This is a genomic window from Burkholderia sp. BCC1640, from assembly GCF_902833125.1.
Lineage (GTDB): Bacteria > Pseudomonadota > Gammaproteobacteria > Burkholderiales > Burkholderiaceae > Burkholderia > Burkholderia diffusa.
In genome coordinates, this window is sequence record NZ_CADFEF010000023.1 from 92,863 (window position 1) to 110,916 (window position 18,054).

14 protein-coding genes are annotated in these 18,054 nt (G+C 68.7%); 11 read left to right on the forward strand and 3 right to left on the reverse strand.

Features of this window, described 5'->3' with window-relative positions:
- The first annotated feature begins 5 nt into the window (after positions 1 to 5).
- The 6 genes from HWX25_RS23465 (at position 6) to HWX25_RS23490 (ending at position 8,528) form a co-directional block, all read left to right on the forward strand.
- Positions 6 to 1,454, forward strand: coding sequence for an aldehyde dehydrogenase (locus HWX25_RS23465; RefSeq protein WP_175910793.1), 1,449 nt, complete (start codon positions 6 to 8; stop codon positions 1,452 to 1,454).
- A complete protein-coding gene (locus HWX25_RS23470) occupies positions 1,451 to 3,358 on the forward strand; it encodes a feruloyl-CoA synthase (RefSeq protein ID WP_175910795.1) in 1,908 nt (635 codons plus the stop codon). Before HWX25_RS23465 ends, HWX25_RS23470 begins: the two co-directional genes overlap by 4 nt.
- A 152-nt stretch (positions 3,359 to 3,510) precedes the next feature.
- On the forward strand, positions 3,511 to 4,716 hold the full coding sequence (mhpT, locus tag HWX25_RS23475) for a 3-(3-hydroxy-phenyl)propionate transporter MhpT (RefSeq protein ID WP_059528943.1): 1,206 nt from the start codon (positions 3,511 to 3,513) through the stop codon (positions 4,714 to 4,716).
- Between the two features lie 65 nt (positions 4,717 to 4,781).
- Entirely contained in the window at positions 4,782 to 5,930 is a 1,149-nt protein-coding gene (locus tag HWX25_RS23480) for a porin (protein WP_175910797.1), read from the forward strand.
- A 28-nt stretch (positions 5,931 to 5,958) separates the two neighbouring features.
- Complete coding sequence (locus HWX25_RS23485; RefSeq protein WP_175910799.1) at positions 5,959 to 7,683, forward strand: tannase/feruloyl esterase family alpha/beta hydrolase; 1,725 nt, start codon at positions 5,959 to 5,961, stop codon at positions 7,681 to 7,683.
- 227 nt (positions 7,684 to 7,910) lie between these two features.
- On the forward strand, positions 7,911 to 8,528 hold the full coding sequence (locus tag HWX25_RS23490; protein ID WP_175910801.1) for a 3'-5' exonuclease: 618 nt from the start codon (positions 7,911 to 7,913) through the stop codon (positions 8,526 to 8,528).
- Between the two features lie 92 nt (positions 8,529 to 8,620).
- On the opposite strand, the gene HWX25_RS23495 is transcribed toward HWX25_RS23490, so the two are convergent.
- The gene (locus HWX25_RS23495; RefSeq protein ID WP_175910803.1) at positions 8,621 to 9,334 is read right to left on the reverse strand and encodes a GntR family transcriptional regulator; all 714 of its coding nucleotides are present in this window, start codon (positions 9,332 to 9,334) and stop codon (positions 8,621 to 8,623) included.
- Positions 9,335 to 9,506: 172 nt separating this feature from the next.
- Here HWX25_RS23495 and HWX25_RS23500 point away from each other — a divergent pair, with 172 nt between their 5' ends.
- The 5 genes from HWX25_RS23500 to HWX25_RS23520 all read left to right on the forward strand — a co-directional run bounded on the left by HWX25_RS23500 (position 9,507) and on the right by HWX25_RS23520 (position 15,559).
- Positions 9,507 to 10,805: an MFS transporter gene (locus HWX25_RS23500; RefSeq protein ID WP_059818478.1), complete on the forward strand. Its 1,299-nt coding sequence runs from the start codon at positions 9,507 to 9,509 to the stop codon at positions 10,803 to 10,805.
- Positions 10,806 to 10,856: 51 nt separating this feature from the next.
- Positions 10,857 to 11,585 (forward strand): aspartate/glutamate racemase family protein, encoded by a 729-nt coding sequence (locus tag HWX25_RS23505; RefSeq protein WP_059689248.1) that lies wholly within the window; start codon positions 10,857 to 10,859, stop codon positions 11,583 to 11,585.
- A gap of 10 nt (positions 11,586 to 11,595) precedes the next feature.
- A complete protein-coding gene (hydA, locus tag HWX25_RS23510; protein WP_175910805.1) occupies positions 11,596 to 13,011 on the forward strand; it encodes a dihydropyrimidinase in 1,416 nt (471 codons plus the stop codon).
- A 62-nt stretch (positions 13,012 to 13,073) separates the two neighbouring features.
- Positions 13,074 to 14,270, forward strand: a complete 1,197-nt coding sequence (locus HWX25_RS23515; protein WP_175910807.1) for a serine hydrolase — start codon at positions 13,074 to 13,076, stop codon at positions 14,268 to 14,270.
- 71 nt (positions 14,271 to 14,341) lie between these two features.
- Positions 14,342 to 15,559, forward strand: a complete 1,218-nt coding sequence (locus tag HWX25_RS23520) for a serine hydrolase (protein WP_244138790.1) — start codon at positions 14,342 to 14,344, stop codon at positions 15,557 to 15,559.
- A gap of 57 nt (positions 15,560 to 15,616) precedes the next feature.
- Here HWX25_RS23520 and HWX25_RS23525 read toward each other — a convergent pair whose 3' ends face one another.
- Together HWX25_RS23525 and HWX25_RS23530 are read right to left on the reverse strand one after the other, a co-directional pair.
- A complete protein-coding gene (locus HWX25_RS23525; RefSeq protein WP_175910811.1) occupies positions 15,617 to 16,975 on the reverse strand; it encodes an aspartate aminotransferase family protein in 1,359 nt (452 codons plus the stop codon).
- A gap of 347 nt (positions 16,976 to 17,322) precedes the next feature.
- Complete coding sequence (locus HWX25_RS23530; RefSeq protein ID WP_175910813.1) at positions 17,323 to 17,829, reverse strand: GNAT family N-acetyltransferase; 507 nt, start codon at positions 17,827 to 17,829, stop codon at positions 17,323 to 17,325.
- Positions 17,830 to 18,054 lie beyond the last annotated feature (225 nt).

The following is an 18,054-nucleotide window of genomic DNA, read 5'->3' on the forward strand; positions in this document are numbered from 1 at the left end:
ACGACATGACCGACAGACGGATGCTGATCGCCGGCGAGTGGTGCACCGCCCGCGACGGCCGAACCTTCGACCGATTCAACCCCGCGACGGGCGCGCTCGCGTCGCGCGCGCCGGCGGCCGGCCCGGCCGACGCCGACGCGGCGATCGAAGCCGCGCATCGCGCGTTCCCCGCATGGGCGGCGCTCGCGCCGACCGAACGGCGCCGCCGCCTGCTGAAGGCCGCGGACCTGATGGATGCGCGCATCGACGCGTTCATCGCGACCGGCGTCGCCGAAACCGGCGCGACGCCCGGCTGGCTCGGCTTCAACGTGACGCTCGCGGCGAACATGCTGCGCGAGGCCGCGTCGATGACGACGCAGATCGACGGCGACGTGATCCCGTCCGACGTGCCCGGCAATCTCGCGCTGGCGATGCGCGTGCCGTGCGGCGTCGTGCTCGGCATCGCGCCGTGGAACGCGCCGGTGATCCTCGGCACGCGCGCGCTGGCGATGCCGCTCGCATGCGGCAACACGGTCGTGCTGAAGGCGTCCGAGGCGTGCCCGGGCGTGCACGCGCTGATCGGCGCGGTGCTGGAGGATGCCGGGCTCGGCGCGGGCGTCGTGAACGTGATCACGCACGCGGCGGCCGATGCGCCCGAACTCGTCGAGCGGCTGATCGCGCATCCGCACGTGAAGCGGATCAACTTCACCGGGTCCACGCACGTCGGGCGCATCATCGCGCGCCATGCGGCCGCGCACCTGAAACCCGTGCTGCTCGAACTCGGCGGCAAGGCGCCGGTGCTCGTGCTCGACGATGCCGATCTCGATGCGGCCGTCGACGCGATCGCGTTCGGCGCGTTCTTCAACCAGGGGCAGATCTGCATGTCGACCGAGCGCGTGATCGCCGCGCGGCCGATCGCCGATGCGCTCGTCGAGCGGCTCGCCGCGAAGGCGCGCACGCTGGTCGCGGGCGATCCGCTGGCGGGCCATGCGCTCGGCACGATGGTCGATGCGTCGGCCGCCGCGCGCGCGGCGTCTTTGGTCGAGGATGCGCGTGCGCTTGGCGCGCAACTGCCACTCGGCTGCCGTGTGGAAGGCGCGACGATGCAGCCGGCGATCGTCGACGGCGTCACGCGCGATATGCGGCTGTATCGCGAGGAATCGTTCGCGCCGGTCGTCGCGATCCTGCGCGCGGACAGCGACGACGAAGCGGTCGCGCTCGCGAACGACAGCGAGTTCGGGCTGTCGGCGAGCGTGTTCAGCCGCGATATCGCACGCGCGATGACGGTCGCGCGCCGGATCGAATCGGGGATCTGCCACATCAACGGGCCGACCGTGCACGACGAGGCGCAGATGCCGTTCGGCGGCACGAAAGCGAGCGGCTACGGCCGCTTCGGCAGCCGCGCGTCGATCGCCGAATTCACCGAGCTGCGCTGGATCACCGTGCAGACCACACCGCGTCACTACCCGATATGAGCGAGCCGACGATGAATGTTGCGACGCCCGTAAGCGGGCCGGCGAACGACACCGGTGGCGTGCGCTATCGCGCGGCGGCCGTCGCGGTCGGCGCGGCCGAGATTCGTCGCGCGGAAAACGGCACGTGGTACCTGCGCTCGCGCGAACCGCTCGGCGACTACCCGATGCGCCTGACCGACTGCCTCGTGCGCGGCGCGCACGCGCATCCCGACCGCGTGCTCGCCGCGCGGCGCGGCGCCGACGGCCGCTGGATCGAGATCACTTATGCACAGATGCTCGAACGCGCCCGCGCGCTCGGCCAGGGCCTCGTCGATCTCGGGCTGTCGGTCGAGCGACCGCTCGCGGTGCTGTCCGGCAACGATCTCGAGCATCTGCAGCTGATGTTCGCGGCGATGCTGGCCGGCGTGCCGTATGCGCCGATCTCGCCCGCGTATTCGCTGGTGTCGACCGATTACGGCAAGCTGCGTCACACCCTCGGCGTGCTGCGGCCGGGCGCGGTGTTCGTCGCCGAACGCGCGCCGTTCGCGCGTGCGCTCGACGCGACGCTGCCGGCCGATGCGGCGCTGATCGTCGCGAACGACGTGGATGCCGATGGCGCCGCGGCGGGCCGCGTCGTGCCGCTGTCGCGCCTGCTCGCGACCGTTCCGCGCACGATCGACGCGATCCATGAAGCGATCGGCCCCGATCATCTCGCGAAGATCCTGTTTACGTCAGGGTCGACGAAGCAGCCGAAGGCCGTGCCGACCACGCACCGGATGCTGTGCAGCAACCAGCAGATGCTGCGCCAGACGATGCCCGAGCTGACGCGCGAACCGCCGGTGCTGGTCGACTGGCTGCCGTGGAATCACACGTTCGGCGGCAGTCACAACCTCGGCATCGCGCTGTACAACGGCGGCACGCTGTACATCGACGACGGGCGCCCGGTGCCGGGCCGCTTCGACGAAACCGTGCGCAACCTGCGCGAGATCGCGCCGACGATCTACTTCAACGTGCCGAAGGGCTGGGAAGAGCTGACCGCCGCGCTCGAACGCGATGCCGTGCTGCGCGACACGTTCTTCTCGCGCGTGAAGCTGTATTTCTTCGGCGGCGCGGGGCTGTCGCAGGCCGCGTGGGACCGGCTCGACCGCGTGACCGACGCGCATTGCGGCGAGCGCATCCGGATCATGGCCGGCCTCGGGATGACGGAGGCGTCGCCGTCGTGCCTGTTCACGACCGGGCCGCTGATGCGCGCCGGCTACATCGGCCTGCCCGCACCCGGCTGCGACGCGAAGCTCGTGCCGTGCGGCGGCAAGCTCGAACTGCGCTTCAAGGGGCCGAACGTGATGCGCGGCTACTGGCATGCCGACGTCGATCCGCGCGACGTATTCGACGACGAGGGTTATTACCGCAGCGGCGACGCGGGGGTCTTCGCCGATCCTGAGCGGCCGGAACTTGGGCTGCTGTTCGACGGCCGGCTGACCGAGGATTTCAAGCTGAGCAGCGGCACCTTCGTCAGCGTTGGGCCGTTGCGGGCGAACGCGGTGTCGAGCGGCGCGCCGTACGTGCAGGACGTGGTCGTCACCGGGATCAATCGCGACGACATCGGGCTGCTGGTGTTTCCGCGCATCGACGCATGCCGCGCGCTGGCCGGGCTCGCAGCCGATGCACCGGTTTCCGACGTGCTGCGCGCGCCGGCCGTGCGCGCGGCGTTCGCGTCGTGGCTTGCCGTGCTGAACCGGCATGCAAGCGGCGGTTCGACGTTCGTCGCGCGCATCCGGCTGATCGACACGCCGCCGTCGCTCGATCTCGGCGAAGTGACCGACAAGGGTTCGCTGAACCAGGCGGCCGTGCAGAAGCATCGCGCGGCGACGATCGACGCGCTGTACGACCCGGTGCGGCGCGATCCCGACGTGATTTACGCGTAGGCGGAAGCCAACCGAAGCAAACCGAAGCAAGCAGCGACAACGACCTGCCGGCCACGATACCGGCAGGCATTCTTGCGGCCAGTGAATCAGGCTGCCTGATAAGGTCGGCCGATGCAGGCCGACCGACTACAAGACATGGGACTGGAGACACGATGAACACTTACGTTGCCGAAAAACCCACGGTCGCGACCACGCTCGCGCTGTGTTTCGCGATCGCACTCCTCGAAGGGCTCGACCTGCAGTCGGTCGGCGTCGCCGCACCGCGCATGGCGCGCGAATTCGGGCTCTCGGTGTCGCAGATGGGCATCGCGTTCAGCGCGGGCACCTTCGGGCTGCTGCCGGGGGCGATGCTCGGCGGGCGCCTCGCCGACCGGATCGGACGCAAGCGCGTGCTGATCGCGTCGGCCATGCTGTTCGGATTGCTGTCGATCGCCACCGCGCAGGTGTCGACCTTCGCGATGCTCGTCGTCGTGCGCGTGCTGACCGGCATCGGCCTCGGCGGCGCGATGCCGAACCTGATCGCGCTGTCGTCCGAAGCGGTCGAACCGCGCTCGCGCAGCAGCGCGGTGGCGACGATGTATTGCGGCATCCCGTTCGGCGGCGTGATCGCGTCGCTGATCGGCGTGCTGCTCGCCGGCGACACCGAATGGCGCCACATCTTCTACGTCGGCGGCGTGGGGCCGCTGCTGCTCGTGCCGCTGCTGGCGTTGTTCCTGCCGGAATCGCGCGCGTATCTCGACGTCGCCGGCACGCCGGCCGCGCGCACCAGCGTCGCGCGCACGCTGTTCGGCGACGGCCGCACGACGTCGACGGTCGCGCTGTGGGTCAGCTATTTCTGCACGCTGATCGTCCTCTACTTCCTGCTGAACTGGCTGCCGTCGCTGATGGCCTCGCGCGGGCTCGATCGCGCGCACGTCGGCCTCGTGCAGATCGCGTTCAACGTCGGCGCGGGGCTCGGCGCGCTCGGCATCGGCGCGGCGCTCGACCGGATGCGCGCGTCGCGCGTGGTCGGCGGCATGTATGTCGGGATCGTGCTGTCGCTCGCCGCGCTCGCGGCCGCGCCTGGCTTCGCGTCGCTCTCGGCGGCCGCGTTCGCGGCGGGGATGTTCGTGGTCGGCGGGCAGTCGGTGCTGTATGCGCTCGCGGCGATCTACTACCCGACCGCGATGCGGGGCACCGGCGTCGGCGCGGCGGTGGCGGTCGGCCGGCTCGGCTCCGTCGTCGGACCGCTCGCGGCCGCGACGCTGCTGGCCGCCGGCCGCAGCGCGCCCGTCGTGATCGGCGCGAGCATCCCCGTCACGCTCGTCGCGGCCTTCGCTGCATTCGTGCTGATTCGCCGCCCGCAAGCCGGCGACTGAGGTTTCGTTTTTTCAATGCGCGCCGTCAGAGCGCGCAATTCAACACGGTCTGGAGACGCAACGAAATGAAGACGAAGACAAGGAACGGCCTGCTGGCCGCCGGCGCGTGCTGCGCACTGGCCGCGACCGGCGCGCACGCGCAGTCGAGCGTGACGCTGTACGGGATCATCGATACGGGCGTCGAGTTCGTGTCGCACGCGAACGCGGCCGGCGATCACGTCGTGCGCATGCCGGGCGTGACGGGCGAGCTGCCGTCGCGCTGGGGCCTGCGCGGCACCGAGGATCTCGGCGGCGGCTATCAGGCGGTGTTCACGCTCGAAAGCGGCTTCAACGTGCGCGGCGGCGATCTCGGGCAGGGCGGCCGGCTGTTCGGGCGGCAGGCGTTCGTCGGGCTGAAGAGCGGCTTCGGCACGCTCGCGTTCGGCCGCCAGTACACGATGACCTATCTCGCGCTGCAGGGCGCGGACATCATCGGCCCCGACATCTACGGGCTCGGCTCGTTCGACGCATACGTGCCGAACGGCCGCGCCGACAACGCGGTGACCTACGTCGGCACGTATCGCGGCGTGACGCTCGGTGCCGCGTATTCGTTCGGCCGCGACGGCGCGGGCACCGGCAATTCGCCGGGGCAGGGCACGTGCGCGGGGCAGGTGCCGGGCGATGCCGTCCAGTGCCGCAACTGGTCGGTGATGCTCAAGTACGACAGCGCGTATTTCGGTGCGGCGGCGTCGTACGAGGAGCAGCGCGGCGGCACCGGCGCGGCCGCGAACTTCTTCGACGGCGTCGCGCCGGTCGCCTTCACCAGCAGCGGCGGCAAGGACGCGCGCACGCACGTGAGCGCGTATGCGCAGGCGGCCGGCGCGCGAATCGGCGCGGGCTGGATCGGGCGGCGCGTGTCGACCGGTTCGCCGGCCGCACCCGGCGCGCATTCGGACCTGTTCTTCCTCGGTGCGTCGTATGCGATCAAGCCTGACTTCGTCGTCGACGGCGAGGGTTACCGGATCGTCAACAGCGCGCACGACACGCGCGCGACGATGGCCACGCTGCGCGCGACCTATCTGCTGACCAAGCGCACGGCCGTCTACGCGCAATCGTCGTATCTGTGGAACAGCGCGCATGCACGCTACGCGGTCAGCGGCGGCGGCCCCGGCACGACGCCCGGCGCGGGGATGGGGCAGCTCGGCGCGATGGTCGGCGTGCGGCACATGTTCTGATCCGGCAGCCTGACGAAGGGGAGATATCTTGAACGGAAAATCTGCATTCCTTTGCATTGCGCCGCTGTCGGCGGCGGTCATGCTCGCCGGGTGCGGCGGCGACGATTCGGTCAGCGCCACGCCGACGCACCTGAGCGCCGCGACGCCGGCCGCGATGACGCAGGCCTGCGACGCGCTCGCCGCGAAGCTGTCGTATGCGAACACGTCGTTCACGTCGGTGACGACCGCGGCCGCCGGCGCGCTGAAGGTGGCCGGCAAGCCGATCGCCGAACACTGCGTGATCGACGGGAAGATGAACGAGCGCGTGAGCGCGGTAGACGGCCAGACCTATGCGATCGGCTTCGAGATGCGTTTGCCGAAAGCGTGGAACGGCCGCTTCTTCTACCAGGCGAACGGCGGGCTCGACGGCAACGTCATGACCGCGACCGGCGAGATCGGCGGCGGCGGGCCGCTGACCGACGCGCTGAACATGGGCTTCGCGGTGATCAGCTCGGATTCCGGGCACAGCGCCGCGCAGAACCCGCTGTTCGGCCTCGACCCGCAGGCGCGGCTCGACTACGGCTACGGCGCCGTCGACGCGCTCACGCCGATGGCGAAGCAGGTGATCCGGCTCGCATACGGGAAGATGCCCGACCGCAGCTATTTCGGCGGCTGCTCGAACGGCGGCCGTCACGCGATGGTCACGGCCGTGCGCAACGCGGGCGACTACGACGGGATCATCGCGGGCGACCCGGGCTTCCACCTGCCGAAGGCGGCGATCGGGGAGATGTACGGCGCGCAGCAGTTCGCGAAGATCGCGTCGGCGACCGGCGCGAACGGGCTGCCGGACATCCGTAGCGGTTTCACCGACACGGAGCGCCGGTTGGTCGGCGCGACGATTCTCGACAAGTGCGATGCGCTCGACGGCGTGGCCGACGGGATGGTGCAGGACGTCGCCGCGTGCCAGGCGCATTTCAGCGTCGAGACGGACATCCCGACCTGCGCGAACGGCACGCGCACCGGCGCCTGCCTGACGACCGCGCAGAAGAGCGCGCTCGAGAACGTGTTCGCGGGTGCGCGCAACAGCGCGGGCACGGCACTCTACGCGAGCTTTCCGTACGATCCGGGCATCGCGGCCGGCGGCTGGGCCGCGTGGAAGCAGTCGAACTCGGTCACGCTCGATCCGGCCGCGATGGCGTTCACGTTCACGACGCCGCCGAAAACCGCCGCGACGCTCGCGAACCTCGCCGGTTTCGCGCTCGGCTTCGACATGGACAACGACGCGCCGGCGATCTTCGCGACGAACGGCGTCTACACGCAATCCGCTTGGTCGTTCATGACGCCGCCCGACGAGACCAACCTGTCCGCGCTGAAGTCGCGCGGCGCGAAGCTGCTGGTCTATCACGGCACCGGCGACCCGGTGTTCTCGTACAACGACACGAGCGACTGGTACGGCCGGCTCGCGCAGGCGAACGGCGGCGACGCGTCGGATTTCGCGCGCCTCTATCCGGTGCCGGGCATGAACCATTGCTCGGGCGGGCCGGCAGCCGACCAGTTCGACATGCTGACGCCGCTCGTCGCATGGGTCGAGCAGGGGCAGGCGCCCAGGGCGATCGTCGCCACGGCGCGCGACACGACGAACGCGGTGCCGAATGCGGACGTGCCGACGTCGTGGGGCGCGGGACGCACGCGTCCGCTGTGTCCGTATCCGCAGGTCGCGCGCTACAACGGGTCGGGCGACATGAATTCGGCGGCGAGCTTCAGTTGTCGCTGACGCAGCGGGCGTGCGAATGTACCGATGCGCGGGGGCATCGGTGCATTCGCCGTTGTTTTGCAGCGGAAGCGGCGAGCGTGTCGGCCTGAACGGGAACGGCGATGAGCTGCGCACGACGACGGCGTTTGCCGCCCGACACCGCATCCGGGGATACTATGGCGCTTTTCCGTCGGCGCGACGCGTCCCGATCGACGTGGCGCGCCGGGTATCCTTCCTCCGATTCGACCATGCAAACCGTAGCGGTACTCGACTTCGAAACAACCGGGCTTTCCCCGAACATGGGCGACAGGGCGACCGAGATCGCCGTGATTCTGCTGCGCGACGGCGAGATCGTCGACCGCTACCAGAGCCTGATGAACGCGGGGCGCCGCATTCCGTCCGACGTCGTCGCGCTCACCGGCATCACGAACGAGATGATTGCGTCGGCGCCGCCGGTGTCGAAGGTCATGAAGGAAGCCGCCGCATTCGTCGGAAGCCACCCCGTCGTCGCGCACAACGCCGGCTTCGACAAGCGGTTCTGGCAGGCCGAGCTCGGCATGCTCGGCGTGGCGGCCGAGCATGCGTTCGCGTGCACGATGCTCGTCGCGCGGCGCATCTACCCGCACGCGCAAAGTCACAGGCTGTCGAGCCTCGCCGACATGCTGCGGCTGCCGAAGTCAGGCCGCGCCCACCGCGCGATGGTCGACGCGGAGATCGCGAGCCATCTGTGGTGCCGGATGCAGCGCGACATCGGCGAAACTTACGGGCTGCGACAAGTCGATCACGGGCTCATGTCGCGCTTGCAGACGACGAGCAAGGCCAAGGTCGCGACGTTTTTCGGTTCATTGGCCGCCGACCGGCGCTGACGCCGGTCGTCAGTCGCCGATCTCCACCGGCACCTCGAGCCCGACCTTCACGCGGCTGCCGCCGGAGCAGGGCGGCCTGCGCGCAGCCGGCTTTACGCTTCGGCCGCCCGCTTGCCCGGCGCGTCCGCCGTGCTCGTGCGATCGAGGATCGCCAGCACTTCGCGCGCGGTGTTTTCCGAATGGCTGCGCAGCACCTGCGGCAGCTGAGTGTGGTCGGGATCGGCGAGCGCGGCCATGATGGCTTCGTGCTCGTGCAGCGATTCGGCCCAGCGCAGCGTGCCCGCGTTCGCGGCGCCGCGTGCGCGGTGCACCTTCGACATCAGCGACGCGTAGATGCCCGACAGCACCGGGTTGCCCGCCGCGTCGACGATCATCTGATGAATCTGCTGGTTCAGCCGGAAATATTCGACGCGCTTGCCGGCTTCATGGCACTCGACCATCCGCCGGTGCTTCGCCTGCAACGCGGCGAGCGTCGCCGCGGCGATGCGCTTGCGCAGCAACTCTCCCGCCATCGCCTCGAGCCCGTGCAGCAGCTCGAACGTCGACACGAGATCGTCGACGTCGATCGGTGCGACGCGATAGCCGATGTACTGGCGATGCGTGACCGCACCTTCCGCGACGAGCACCTTCAGCGCTTCGCGCAGCGGCGTCTTCGACACGTCGAACGCGAGGCTCAGTTCCTTTTCGTCGATCCGCGCGCCGGGCGGCAATTCGCCTTCGTCGATCATCACGCGCAGGCGCGCGGCGATCTCCGCGGCCATGCCGCGGGTACGCAGAAGCAGGGGATTGCGGGGTGTCTGGCTCATGATGGGGCAAGCTTATCACGATATCGGGGCTTACCCTACACCATCGTAGTGAACAAACAAATTCAATGAAACCAAGTGTTTACGCTAACGGTAATTATAAATTTCTAATCCTATACTCGGTTCCACGTTGCGCGACGTCCTGACCATCCTCGTTCACTCCTGGAGTCCGTCCATGTCTTCAACCTCCGGTGTCGCCGGCCTGACGGTCGGCAAATCCGCCGTCCGCTGGAAGATATTCGTCGTCATGCTGAGCCTCATCGCGATCAACTACGTCGATCGCGCGTCGCTGTCCGTCGCCATGCCTTACATCTCGCAGGAGTTCAACATCGGGCCGGCGATGGAGGGTCTGATCCTCAGCTCGTTCTTCTGGACCTATGCGGTGATGCAGATCCCGGGCGGGATGCTCGCCGACCGGTTCAAGCCGCGCATCGTGATCGCGACGGCGACCGTGTTCTGGGGCTTCTTCCAGGCCATCGCCGCGCTGTGCACGAGCGCGCCGGCGCTGCTGCTCACGCGCCTCGGCCTCGGCGCGTCCGAAGCGCCGATCTATCCGGCCGGCGGCAAGCTCAACGCGATCTGGATGACGCAGACCGAGCGCGGCCGCGGCGCCACGCTGCTCGACGGCGGCGCGCCGCTCGGCGCGGCCCTGGGCGCGGTGCTGATCGCCGGGCTGATCGCGCTGCTCGGCTCGTGGCGTCTCGCGTTCGCGGTGGCCGGGGTCGGCACCGTGCTGGCCGGTTTCCTCGCGTGGTACTACATCCGCAACACGCCGCGCGAGCATCCGGGCGTCAACGATCTCGAAGCCGACTACATCGAGGCGTCGCACGCGAGCGATCTCGCGGCCGAGCCGGCCGACGCGTCGGGCCGCTCGCGCGACTTCTTCAAGTACCGCTCGGTGTGGTGCATGTTCTTCGGCTGGATGTGCTTCAACAGCGTGTTTTACGGGCTGCTCACGTGGATGCCGAACTATCTGCACAAGGTGCACGGCTTCGACATCAAGCAGATGGGCGGCTCGACCTTCATCATCTTTTTCTGCGGCTTCGTCGGCGAACTGCTCGGCGGCTGGATCGCCGACAAGTGGAAGGCCGCGGGCGGCCGGCCGAACGTCGTGATGCGCACGCTGTTCGGCATCGCGGCCGTGATCGCGACCGTGTCGATCTTCTCGGTCGCCTATGTGAAGAACCCGCTCGTCGTCGTCGCGCTGCTGTCGTCGACGCTGTTCTTCCTGCGCTGGTGCGGGCTGTACTGGTGCATCCCGTCGTCGCTCGGCACGCGCAACAAGATCGGCTTCCTCGGCGGCCTCATGAACCTCGGCGGCAACATCGGCGGCATCACCGTGCCGATCCTCGTCGGCGCGATCGTGCAGTTCACCGGCTCCTACTTCCTCGCGCTGATGGTGTTCGCGGCGGCCGGCGTCGGCCTGCTCGCGTGCTCCAGCGCGATCGACTACGAAAACAAGCTCCCCGTCTGACCGACCCCTTTCACTGCATCGACTGCATTCACTGGTAGAGAGAAACCCATCATGAAGAAACGTACCCTGCTCGGCATGCTCACCCCGTCGTCCAACACGTCGCTCGAACCGCTGACGAGCGCGATGGTCGCCGGCCTGCCGGGCGTGTCCGCGCACTTCGCGCGCTTTCCGGTCACCGAAATCTCGCTGACGGGCCAGGCGCTCGGCCAGTTCGACGACGACAAGATCATCCAGGCCGCGATGCTGCTCGCCGACGCGAAGGTCGACGTGATCGCGTGGAACGGCACGTCGTCCGGCTGGCTCGGCTTCGAGGCGGACGAGCGGCTGTGCCAGCGCATCACCGCAGCGACCGGCATTCCGGCCACGACCTCCGTGCTCGCGCTCAACGAGATCCTGAAAAAGACCGGCGCGCACGAGTTCGGCCTCGTCACGCCGTATCTGGACGACGTGCAGACGAAGATCGTCGACAACTACCGCCGCTCGGGGTTGAACTGCATCGCCGAGCGCCACCTGAACCTGAAGGTCAATTTCTCGTTCTCCGAAGTGACGGGCGACCAGATCGGCGGGATGGTGCGCGAAGTCGCGAAGGCCGGCCCGCGCGCGATCTCGATCTTCTGCACGAACCTGAACGCCGCGCACCTGGTGCCGGCGCTCGAGGAAGAGACGGGCATTCCGATCTACGACACGATCTCGACCGTGGTGTGGAAGTCGCTGCAGCTCGCCGACTACGACACGCGGCAGGTGAAGGGCTGGGGGCGTCTCTTCAGCGACGTGATCTGAGGCGCGCGCCATGTCGAACGATCTCGATTTCGTGATCCGTCACGCGGACGTCGTGACGGCGGCGGACCGGTTCTCGTGCGACATCGGCATCCGCGCGGGGCGCGTGGCCATGCTCGGCCACGGGCTCCCGCGCGCGCCGCGCGAGCTCGATGCGACCGGGATGCTGGTGATGCCGGGCGGCGTCGATGCGCACTGCCATCTCGACCAGCCGATGCCCGACGGGCTGAAGATGGCCGACGACTTCCTGTCCGGCACGCGCTCCGCGCTGTGCGGCGGCACGACCACCGTGGTGCCGTTCGCCGCGCAGGCGAAGGGGCAGTCGCTGCAGGCGGCCGTCGACGACTATCACCGGCGCGCGGAAGGGCGCGCGCTGATCGACTACGGATTTCACCTGATCGTCGCCGATCCGACGCCGCATGTGTTGGCCGAGGAGCTGCCGCGGCTGATCGCGAACGGCTACACGTCGTTCAAGGTGTACATGACCTACGACGACCTGAAGCTGAACGACCGGCAGATGCTCGACGTGCTGTCGGTCGCGCGCGAGCACGGCGCGCTCGTGATGGTGCATGCGGAAAACTCGGACTGCATCGGCTGGCTGACCGAGCGGCTGCTCGGCGACGGCCACGTCGCGCCGCATTTCCATGCGCATGCGCGGCCGGCGGTGGTCGAGCGCGAGGCGACGCATCGCGCGATCGCGTTCGCGGAACTCGTCGACGTGCCGATCCTGATCGTGCACGTGTCGGGCGCCGAGGCGATCGAGCAGATCCGCTGGGGACAGTCGCGCGGGTTGCCGATCCTGGCCGAAACCTGCCCGCAGTATTTGTATCTGACGGCAGCCGATCTCGGTCATCACGGCCACGACGGCTATGAAGGCGCGAAATGCGTATGCAGCCCGCCGCCGCGCGACCCGGCCAACCAGCAGGCCGTGTGGAAGGCGCTGAAGCAGGGCGTATTCTCGGTATTCTCGTCCGATCACGCGCCGTTCAACTACGACGATCCGTGCGGCAAGCATCCGGGCGGGCAGGCCGTGTCGTTCGACCATATCCCGAACGGAATCCCGGGCCTGGAGACGCGCCTGCCGCTGCTGTTCGACGGCGTGCGCAAGGGGCAGTTGTCGCTGCATCAGTTCGTCGAGCTGACGTCGCTGCGGCCAGCGAAGCTGTACGGGCTGTATCCGCGCAAGGGGACGATCGCGGTCGGCGCCGATGCGGATATCGTCGTGTGGGATCCGGACAAGCGCGTGCGGATCGCGAATGCGTCGCTGCATCATGCGGTCGACTACACGCCTTATGAGGGGATCGAGGTGACGGGCTGGCCGCGTCATTGCCTGTCGCGCGGCGAGCTGCTCGTCGAGGACGGCCGGCTGCTCGCGGCGGAGCCGGGGCGCGGGCAATTCCTGCCGGCCGGCAAGCCGTGTCTCGACTGATTTCCCGGGATTCGACGCGACAGCCCGCCCGACGTGGTGGGCGCGTTTCAACAGGAGCAAGGATGAGCGTTTCCCTCGCAATGCGCGGCATCGCGGCCGCTGCGATCGTCGCCGGGTCGTGCGGCGGCCCGGCGCTGGCCGCGGGCGGCGCGCCTCAGGACCTGCCGAGCGTCGTGCCCGAAGCGGCCGGCGTCGATTCGGCGCCGCTCGTGCGGCTGTCCGAATGGCTGCGCCGCGACCGGATGGACGTGCGCAGCCTCGTCGTCGTGAAGGACGGCAAGATCGTGTTCGAGCGCTACGGCGACGGCCTCACGCGCGACAACAACTACGAGCTGTATTCGGTGACGAAGACGATCACCGCGCTGCTCGCCGGCATACTCGACGGCGAGGGCAAGCTCGGCCCGTCGACGAAGGTCGCGCCGCTGATCGCGGCCGCGCGGCCCGATCTCGCGAGCGAACTCGCGGACAAGCAGGACATCGAGCTGCGGCATCTGATGTCGATGTCGAGCGGCTTGCGCTACACGACGCGCGAAGGCACCGATCCGCTGTACTACGACGCGCCCGACCGGCTGCGCGTCGCGGTGACGAGCCGGGCCGCGCAGGCGCCCGGCACGCATTTCGACTACATCGACGTGAACCCGGTGCTGGTCGGCACGGCCGTGTCGATCGCCGCGCGGGAACGCGAGGACGACTTCGCGCGCGAGCGGCTGTTCGAGCCGCTCGGCTTCGCGCATTACCGCTGGAGCGGCGCCGACGGCACCGGCGCGGTGGCGGGTGGCTGGGGCCTGCGGCTGCGCGCCGTCGACATGGCGAAGATCGGCATGCTGCTGCTCGACAACGGCCGCTGGAACGGCAAGCAGATCGTGCCGGCCGGCTGGGTCCGGCAGATGACGACGCCGTCGCCGGCCGCGGCCGACTACGGCTATTACTGCTGGATCAGCCACGTCGTCGAACACGGCACGCCGGAATTCGGCGCGATGGGCTTCAAGGGGCAGTTCATCACGGTGCTGCCCGCGCAGCGCGCGGTCGTCGTGATGACGAGCCTGCTGCCGACCGATGGCGGCTTGCGCGACGCGACCTATCTGAACCTGTATCGACGGATGGTCGGCGATTACATCCTGCCGGCGCTCACGCCCGCGCAGCCGCCGGTCGAGCGCGCGGAAACCACGCAGGCGCTGCGCGACGAACTCGCGCGCAGCCGTCGGACGAAGGGTGTGCCGGGCACCGCCGCCGCGTTCAACGATGCGCCGGAGATTTGATGAGGATTGCACATGTAATTGACCATTCGCCCACGTGGCGTCGCGATGGGCGGCGTCCCGCGGCGCCTTTCATGCGACGGCTGCTCGCGCGGGTGGCGGCGCTGCTGATCGGCGGCGGCGCGCTGGCGTCGGCGCCGGTGCTGTCCGTGGCGCATGCGGACGATGCGCTGCCGCCGCTGCATGAAACCGGCATCGCGGCGGCCGTACCCGAAGACGTCGGCGTGGATTCGCGCAAGCTCGTCGAGCTGTCGCGCTGGATTCGCGAGCAGAAGCTCGACGTGTACAGCCTGCTCGTCGTGAAAGACGGCAAGTTGATCTTCGAGCGCTACGGGGCGAACGCGTCGCGCGATTCGACCTACGAACTGTATTCGGTGACGAAGGCCGTGACGTCGCTCGTCGCGGGCATCCTGGTCGATCGCGGTGCCGTGCATCTCGACGAACCGGTGGCCGCGCGGCTCACCGCATGGCGTCCCGATCTCGGCGACGCGCTCGCGGACAAGCGCGGCATCGAGCTGAAGCACGTGCTGTCGATGTCGAGCGGCCTGCATTACGACTTCAGCCCGAAGGACGATCCGATCTACTACACCGCGCCGGACCGGCTGAAGCTCGCCGCGTCGGCGGCGCCGAAGGTCGCGCCCGGCACCGCGTTCGAGTACACCGACGTGAATCCGATCCTCGCGTCGGCGATGCTGAGCGCGGCGGCCGGCGAACCCGTCGAGCGCTATGCGCAGGCGCATCTGTTCGGCCCGCTCGACATGAAGCGCGCCGCATGGGCGCGCGCGGACCGCACGGGGCTCGTATCGGCCGGCTGGGGGCTGCGGCTGCGCGCAGTCGACATGGCGAAGATCGGCATGCTCGTGCTCGACGGCGGGCGCTGGCAGGGGCGTCAGGTCGTGCCGCAGGCGTGGATCGCGCAGATGACGTCGCCGCGCGTGTCGCCGCATTTCGGCTACTACTGGTGGATCAACAACATCGTCGCGAGCGAGCCCGAATTCGACGCGATGGGCTTCAAGGGGCAATTCATCACGGTGCTCCCGAAGCGCAACACGGTGATCGTGATGACCGGCGTGCTGCCGGTGGATGGCGGCCTGCGCGACGCGGAGAACGTGAAGCTGTTCCGCCGGATGGTGAATGGCTACATCCTGCCGGCACTCGATGGCAGCGGTGCGTCGGGGCAGGATTCCGGCGGCGGCGATACGCGTGCGGCGCTGCGCGACGAGCTTGAAGCGAGTGCGCGCACCGCAGGTGTGCCCGGCACGCAGGTCGATCCGACGGATCTGCCGAAGTAGCGCCGGGCGTGCGTTCGGCTCGCCGTCGCGGGCGAGCCGAACGCACGCTGCATCACGTCACGCCAGTTCGCCCAGGCACGCGTCGAACTGCGCGACGAGCGTATCGACGTCGTCGGCCGTCGTCTGCGGGCACACGAGCATCATGTTGTGGAACGGCGTGATCAGCACGCCGCGGTTCAGCAGGTACAGATGCACGATGTGCTCGAGCTCGCTGTCGAGCTGTTCGCCCGCGATCGTGCCGTTGCGCGGCGGCACGGGCGTGAACTGGAACTCGGTGCGCGCGCCGATGCGCGTCACGCACCACGGCAGCCCGTGTTTCGCGATCGCCCGTTCGAGCCCGGTCGCGAGCCGCGCGGCCAGTTCGAACATGTGCGCATACGCGGCATCGGTCGCGACTTCGGCGAGCGTCGCGCGCATTGCATGCATGGCCAGCATGTTCGCGGTGAGCGTCGTGCCGATCCCGGAATGGCCGGGCGGCGCGTTCAGCTTCGCCTCTTTCGCGCGCGCCGCGAATTCGGCGCTGAACCCGTAGACCGCGCACGGGACGCCGCCCGCGATCGGCTTGCCGGCCACCAGCGCGTCCGGTTCGAGACCGTGCGCGGCCGCGTAGCCGCCGGGGCCGCTGCTGATCGTGTGCGTTTCGTCGATCACGAGCAGCGTGCCGTAGCGGCGCGTCAGTTCGCGTGCGGCCTCCCAGAAGCCCGGATCGGGCAGGACCATCCCGATGTTCGTCATCGCCGGTTCGGCGAGCACGCACGCGACGTCGCCGTCCTTCAGCGCCGCTTCGAGCGCGTCGAGATCGTTGAACTCGACCACGCGCGTGTTCGCGAGCAGGTCGTAGGACTGCCCGAGCAGGCTGTCGCGCTGCACCGGGCGGCCGTCGACGAGATCGACGAACACGTCGTCGACCGTGCCGTGATAGCAGCCGTTGAACACGACGATCGTATTGCGGCCGGTGGCCGCGCGCGCCCAGCGCAGCACGAAGCGGTTCGCGTCGCTCGCGCTCAGCGCGAATTGCCAGACCGGCAGCTTGAAGCGGCGCGCGAGTTCGCGCGAGACCCACGCCGCGTCCTCGCTCGGCAGCATCGTCGTGTAGCCGCGCGTCGCCTGCTCGGCAAGTGCGCGCGCGACCGGTTCGGGCGCATGGCCGAACATCGCGCCGGTGTCGCCGAGACAGAAGTCCGCGTAGCGATGACCGTCGACGTCGGTGAAGGTTGCGCCGCGCGCTTCCTTCACGACCAGCGAGAACGGCGTCGACCAGTCCTGCATCCAGTGCAACGGCACGCCGAACAGCAAATGCTCGGACGCTTCCGCGGACAACGCGCGGGAGATCGGCATGGCTTCGGTGAATGCACGGCGCTCGCGATCGAACAGTGCGCGGGCGCGGATGAGGTCGACTCCGTGGCGGGTCTGCAATTGAGGCTCCTGTGACGGGGTTGCATGGACGGGGGATGCTTCCGCGAGCTTGTCATATTCCATGCGCACGGTCGATTCGGGCCTGACCGCGTATCCATCAGGTATGGAGTTTTTGCGCATAAAGATACGACAACGTATGTCTTTTTCTCTATGACTGAGAGGTGAGTGGGCGCACACAGGCGATCGGCGCGCAGGGGCCGATCCATGCGTTCAACGTGAGCGCGATGACGCTGACGAACGTGACGATCGCCGGGCAGGCGCCAACACGACGATCACCGACAAGCGGTGACGTAACGGCGAGGAGGGGCGTTCGCGTGCGGCCTGCCGGTGCGCGCGAACGCGACGCGTCATGCCAGCGTCTTGACCATGTGGTGTTCGTCGTAGAAGCGGCCGTCGACGAACAGCGACCGCGGTTCCGTGCCGAACCGGACGAACCCCTGCGACGCGTACAGCCGTTCCGCGGTGCCGTTGATCTCGTTCACGCACAGGACCAGTTGCGTGCACTGCCACGCTTGCGCTGCGTGCGCGGTCGCGCTGTCGAGCAGCGATTGCGCGATGCCGCGCCCGCGATACGCGGAGTCGACGAACACGCCCCAGATCGTCGCCTTGTGCGCGACTTTCGCGCGCGCATCGCGGCGCACGCCCGTGATGCCGACGAGCGTTGCGTCGTCGAACGCGCCGAACACGGCGCGCTCGAGGGTTGGGGTGATGCGCGTCGCGAATTCATCGATCGGGACGCCTGCTTCTTCGTCGCGGGTCGGCAGGAAGGAGGTCGGCGACGTGTCGACCGCGCGCAGGCGGACGGACTGGAATTGCGCCGCGTCGGCGGCGTCGAGCAGGCGGATCGTGATCATCGGTCGGGATTGTCGTTGGTGTGCCGGGATATCGGAATCTGCGACGCGACGCGCGGCAGGGCATCGGCAATGCTAAGCGGAAACGCATCCGCTTGCTCGTGCGTTCGACGTGCCGCATCGGCATGCGTGAAGCAATACGGCACCGATGGGCGAAGGGCGATGGAGGTGACGCGTGGAGAATCGATGAGCGTTCGCGATGCCTGCGGGCAATCGCGCACTCGGCGT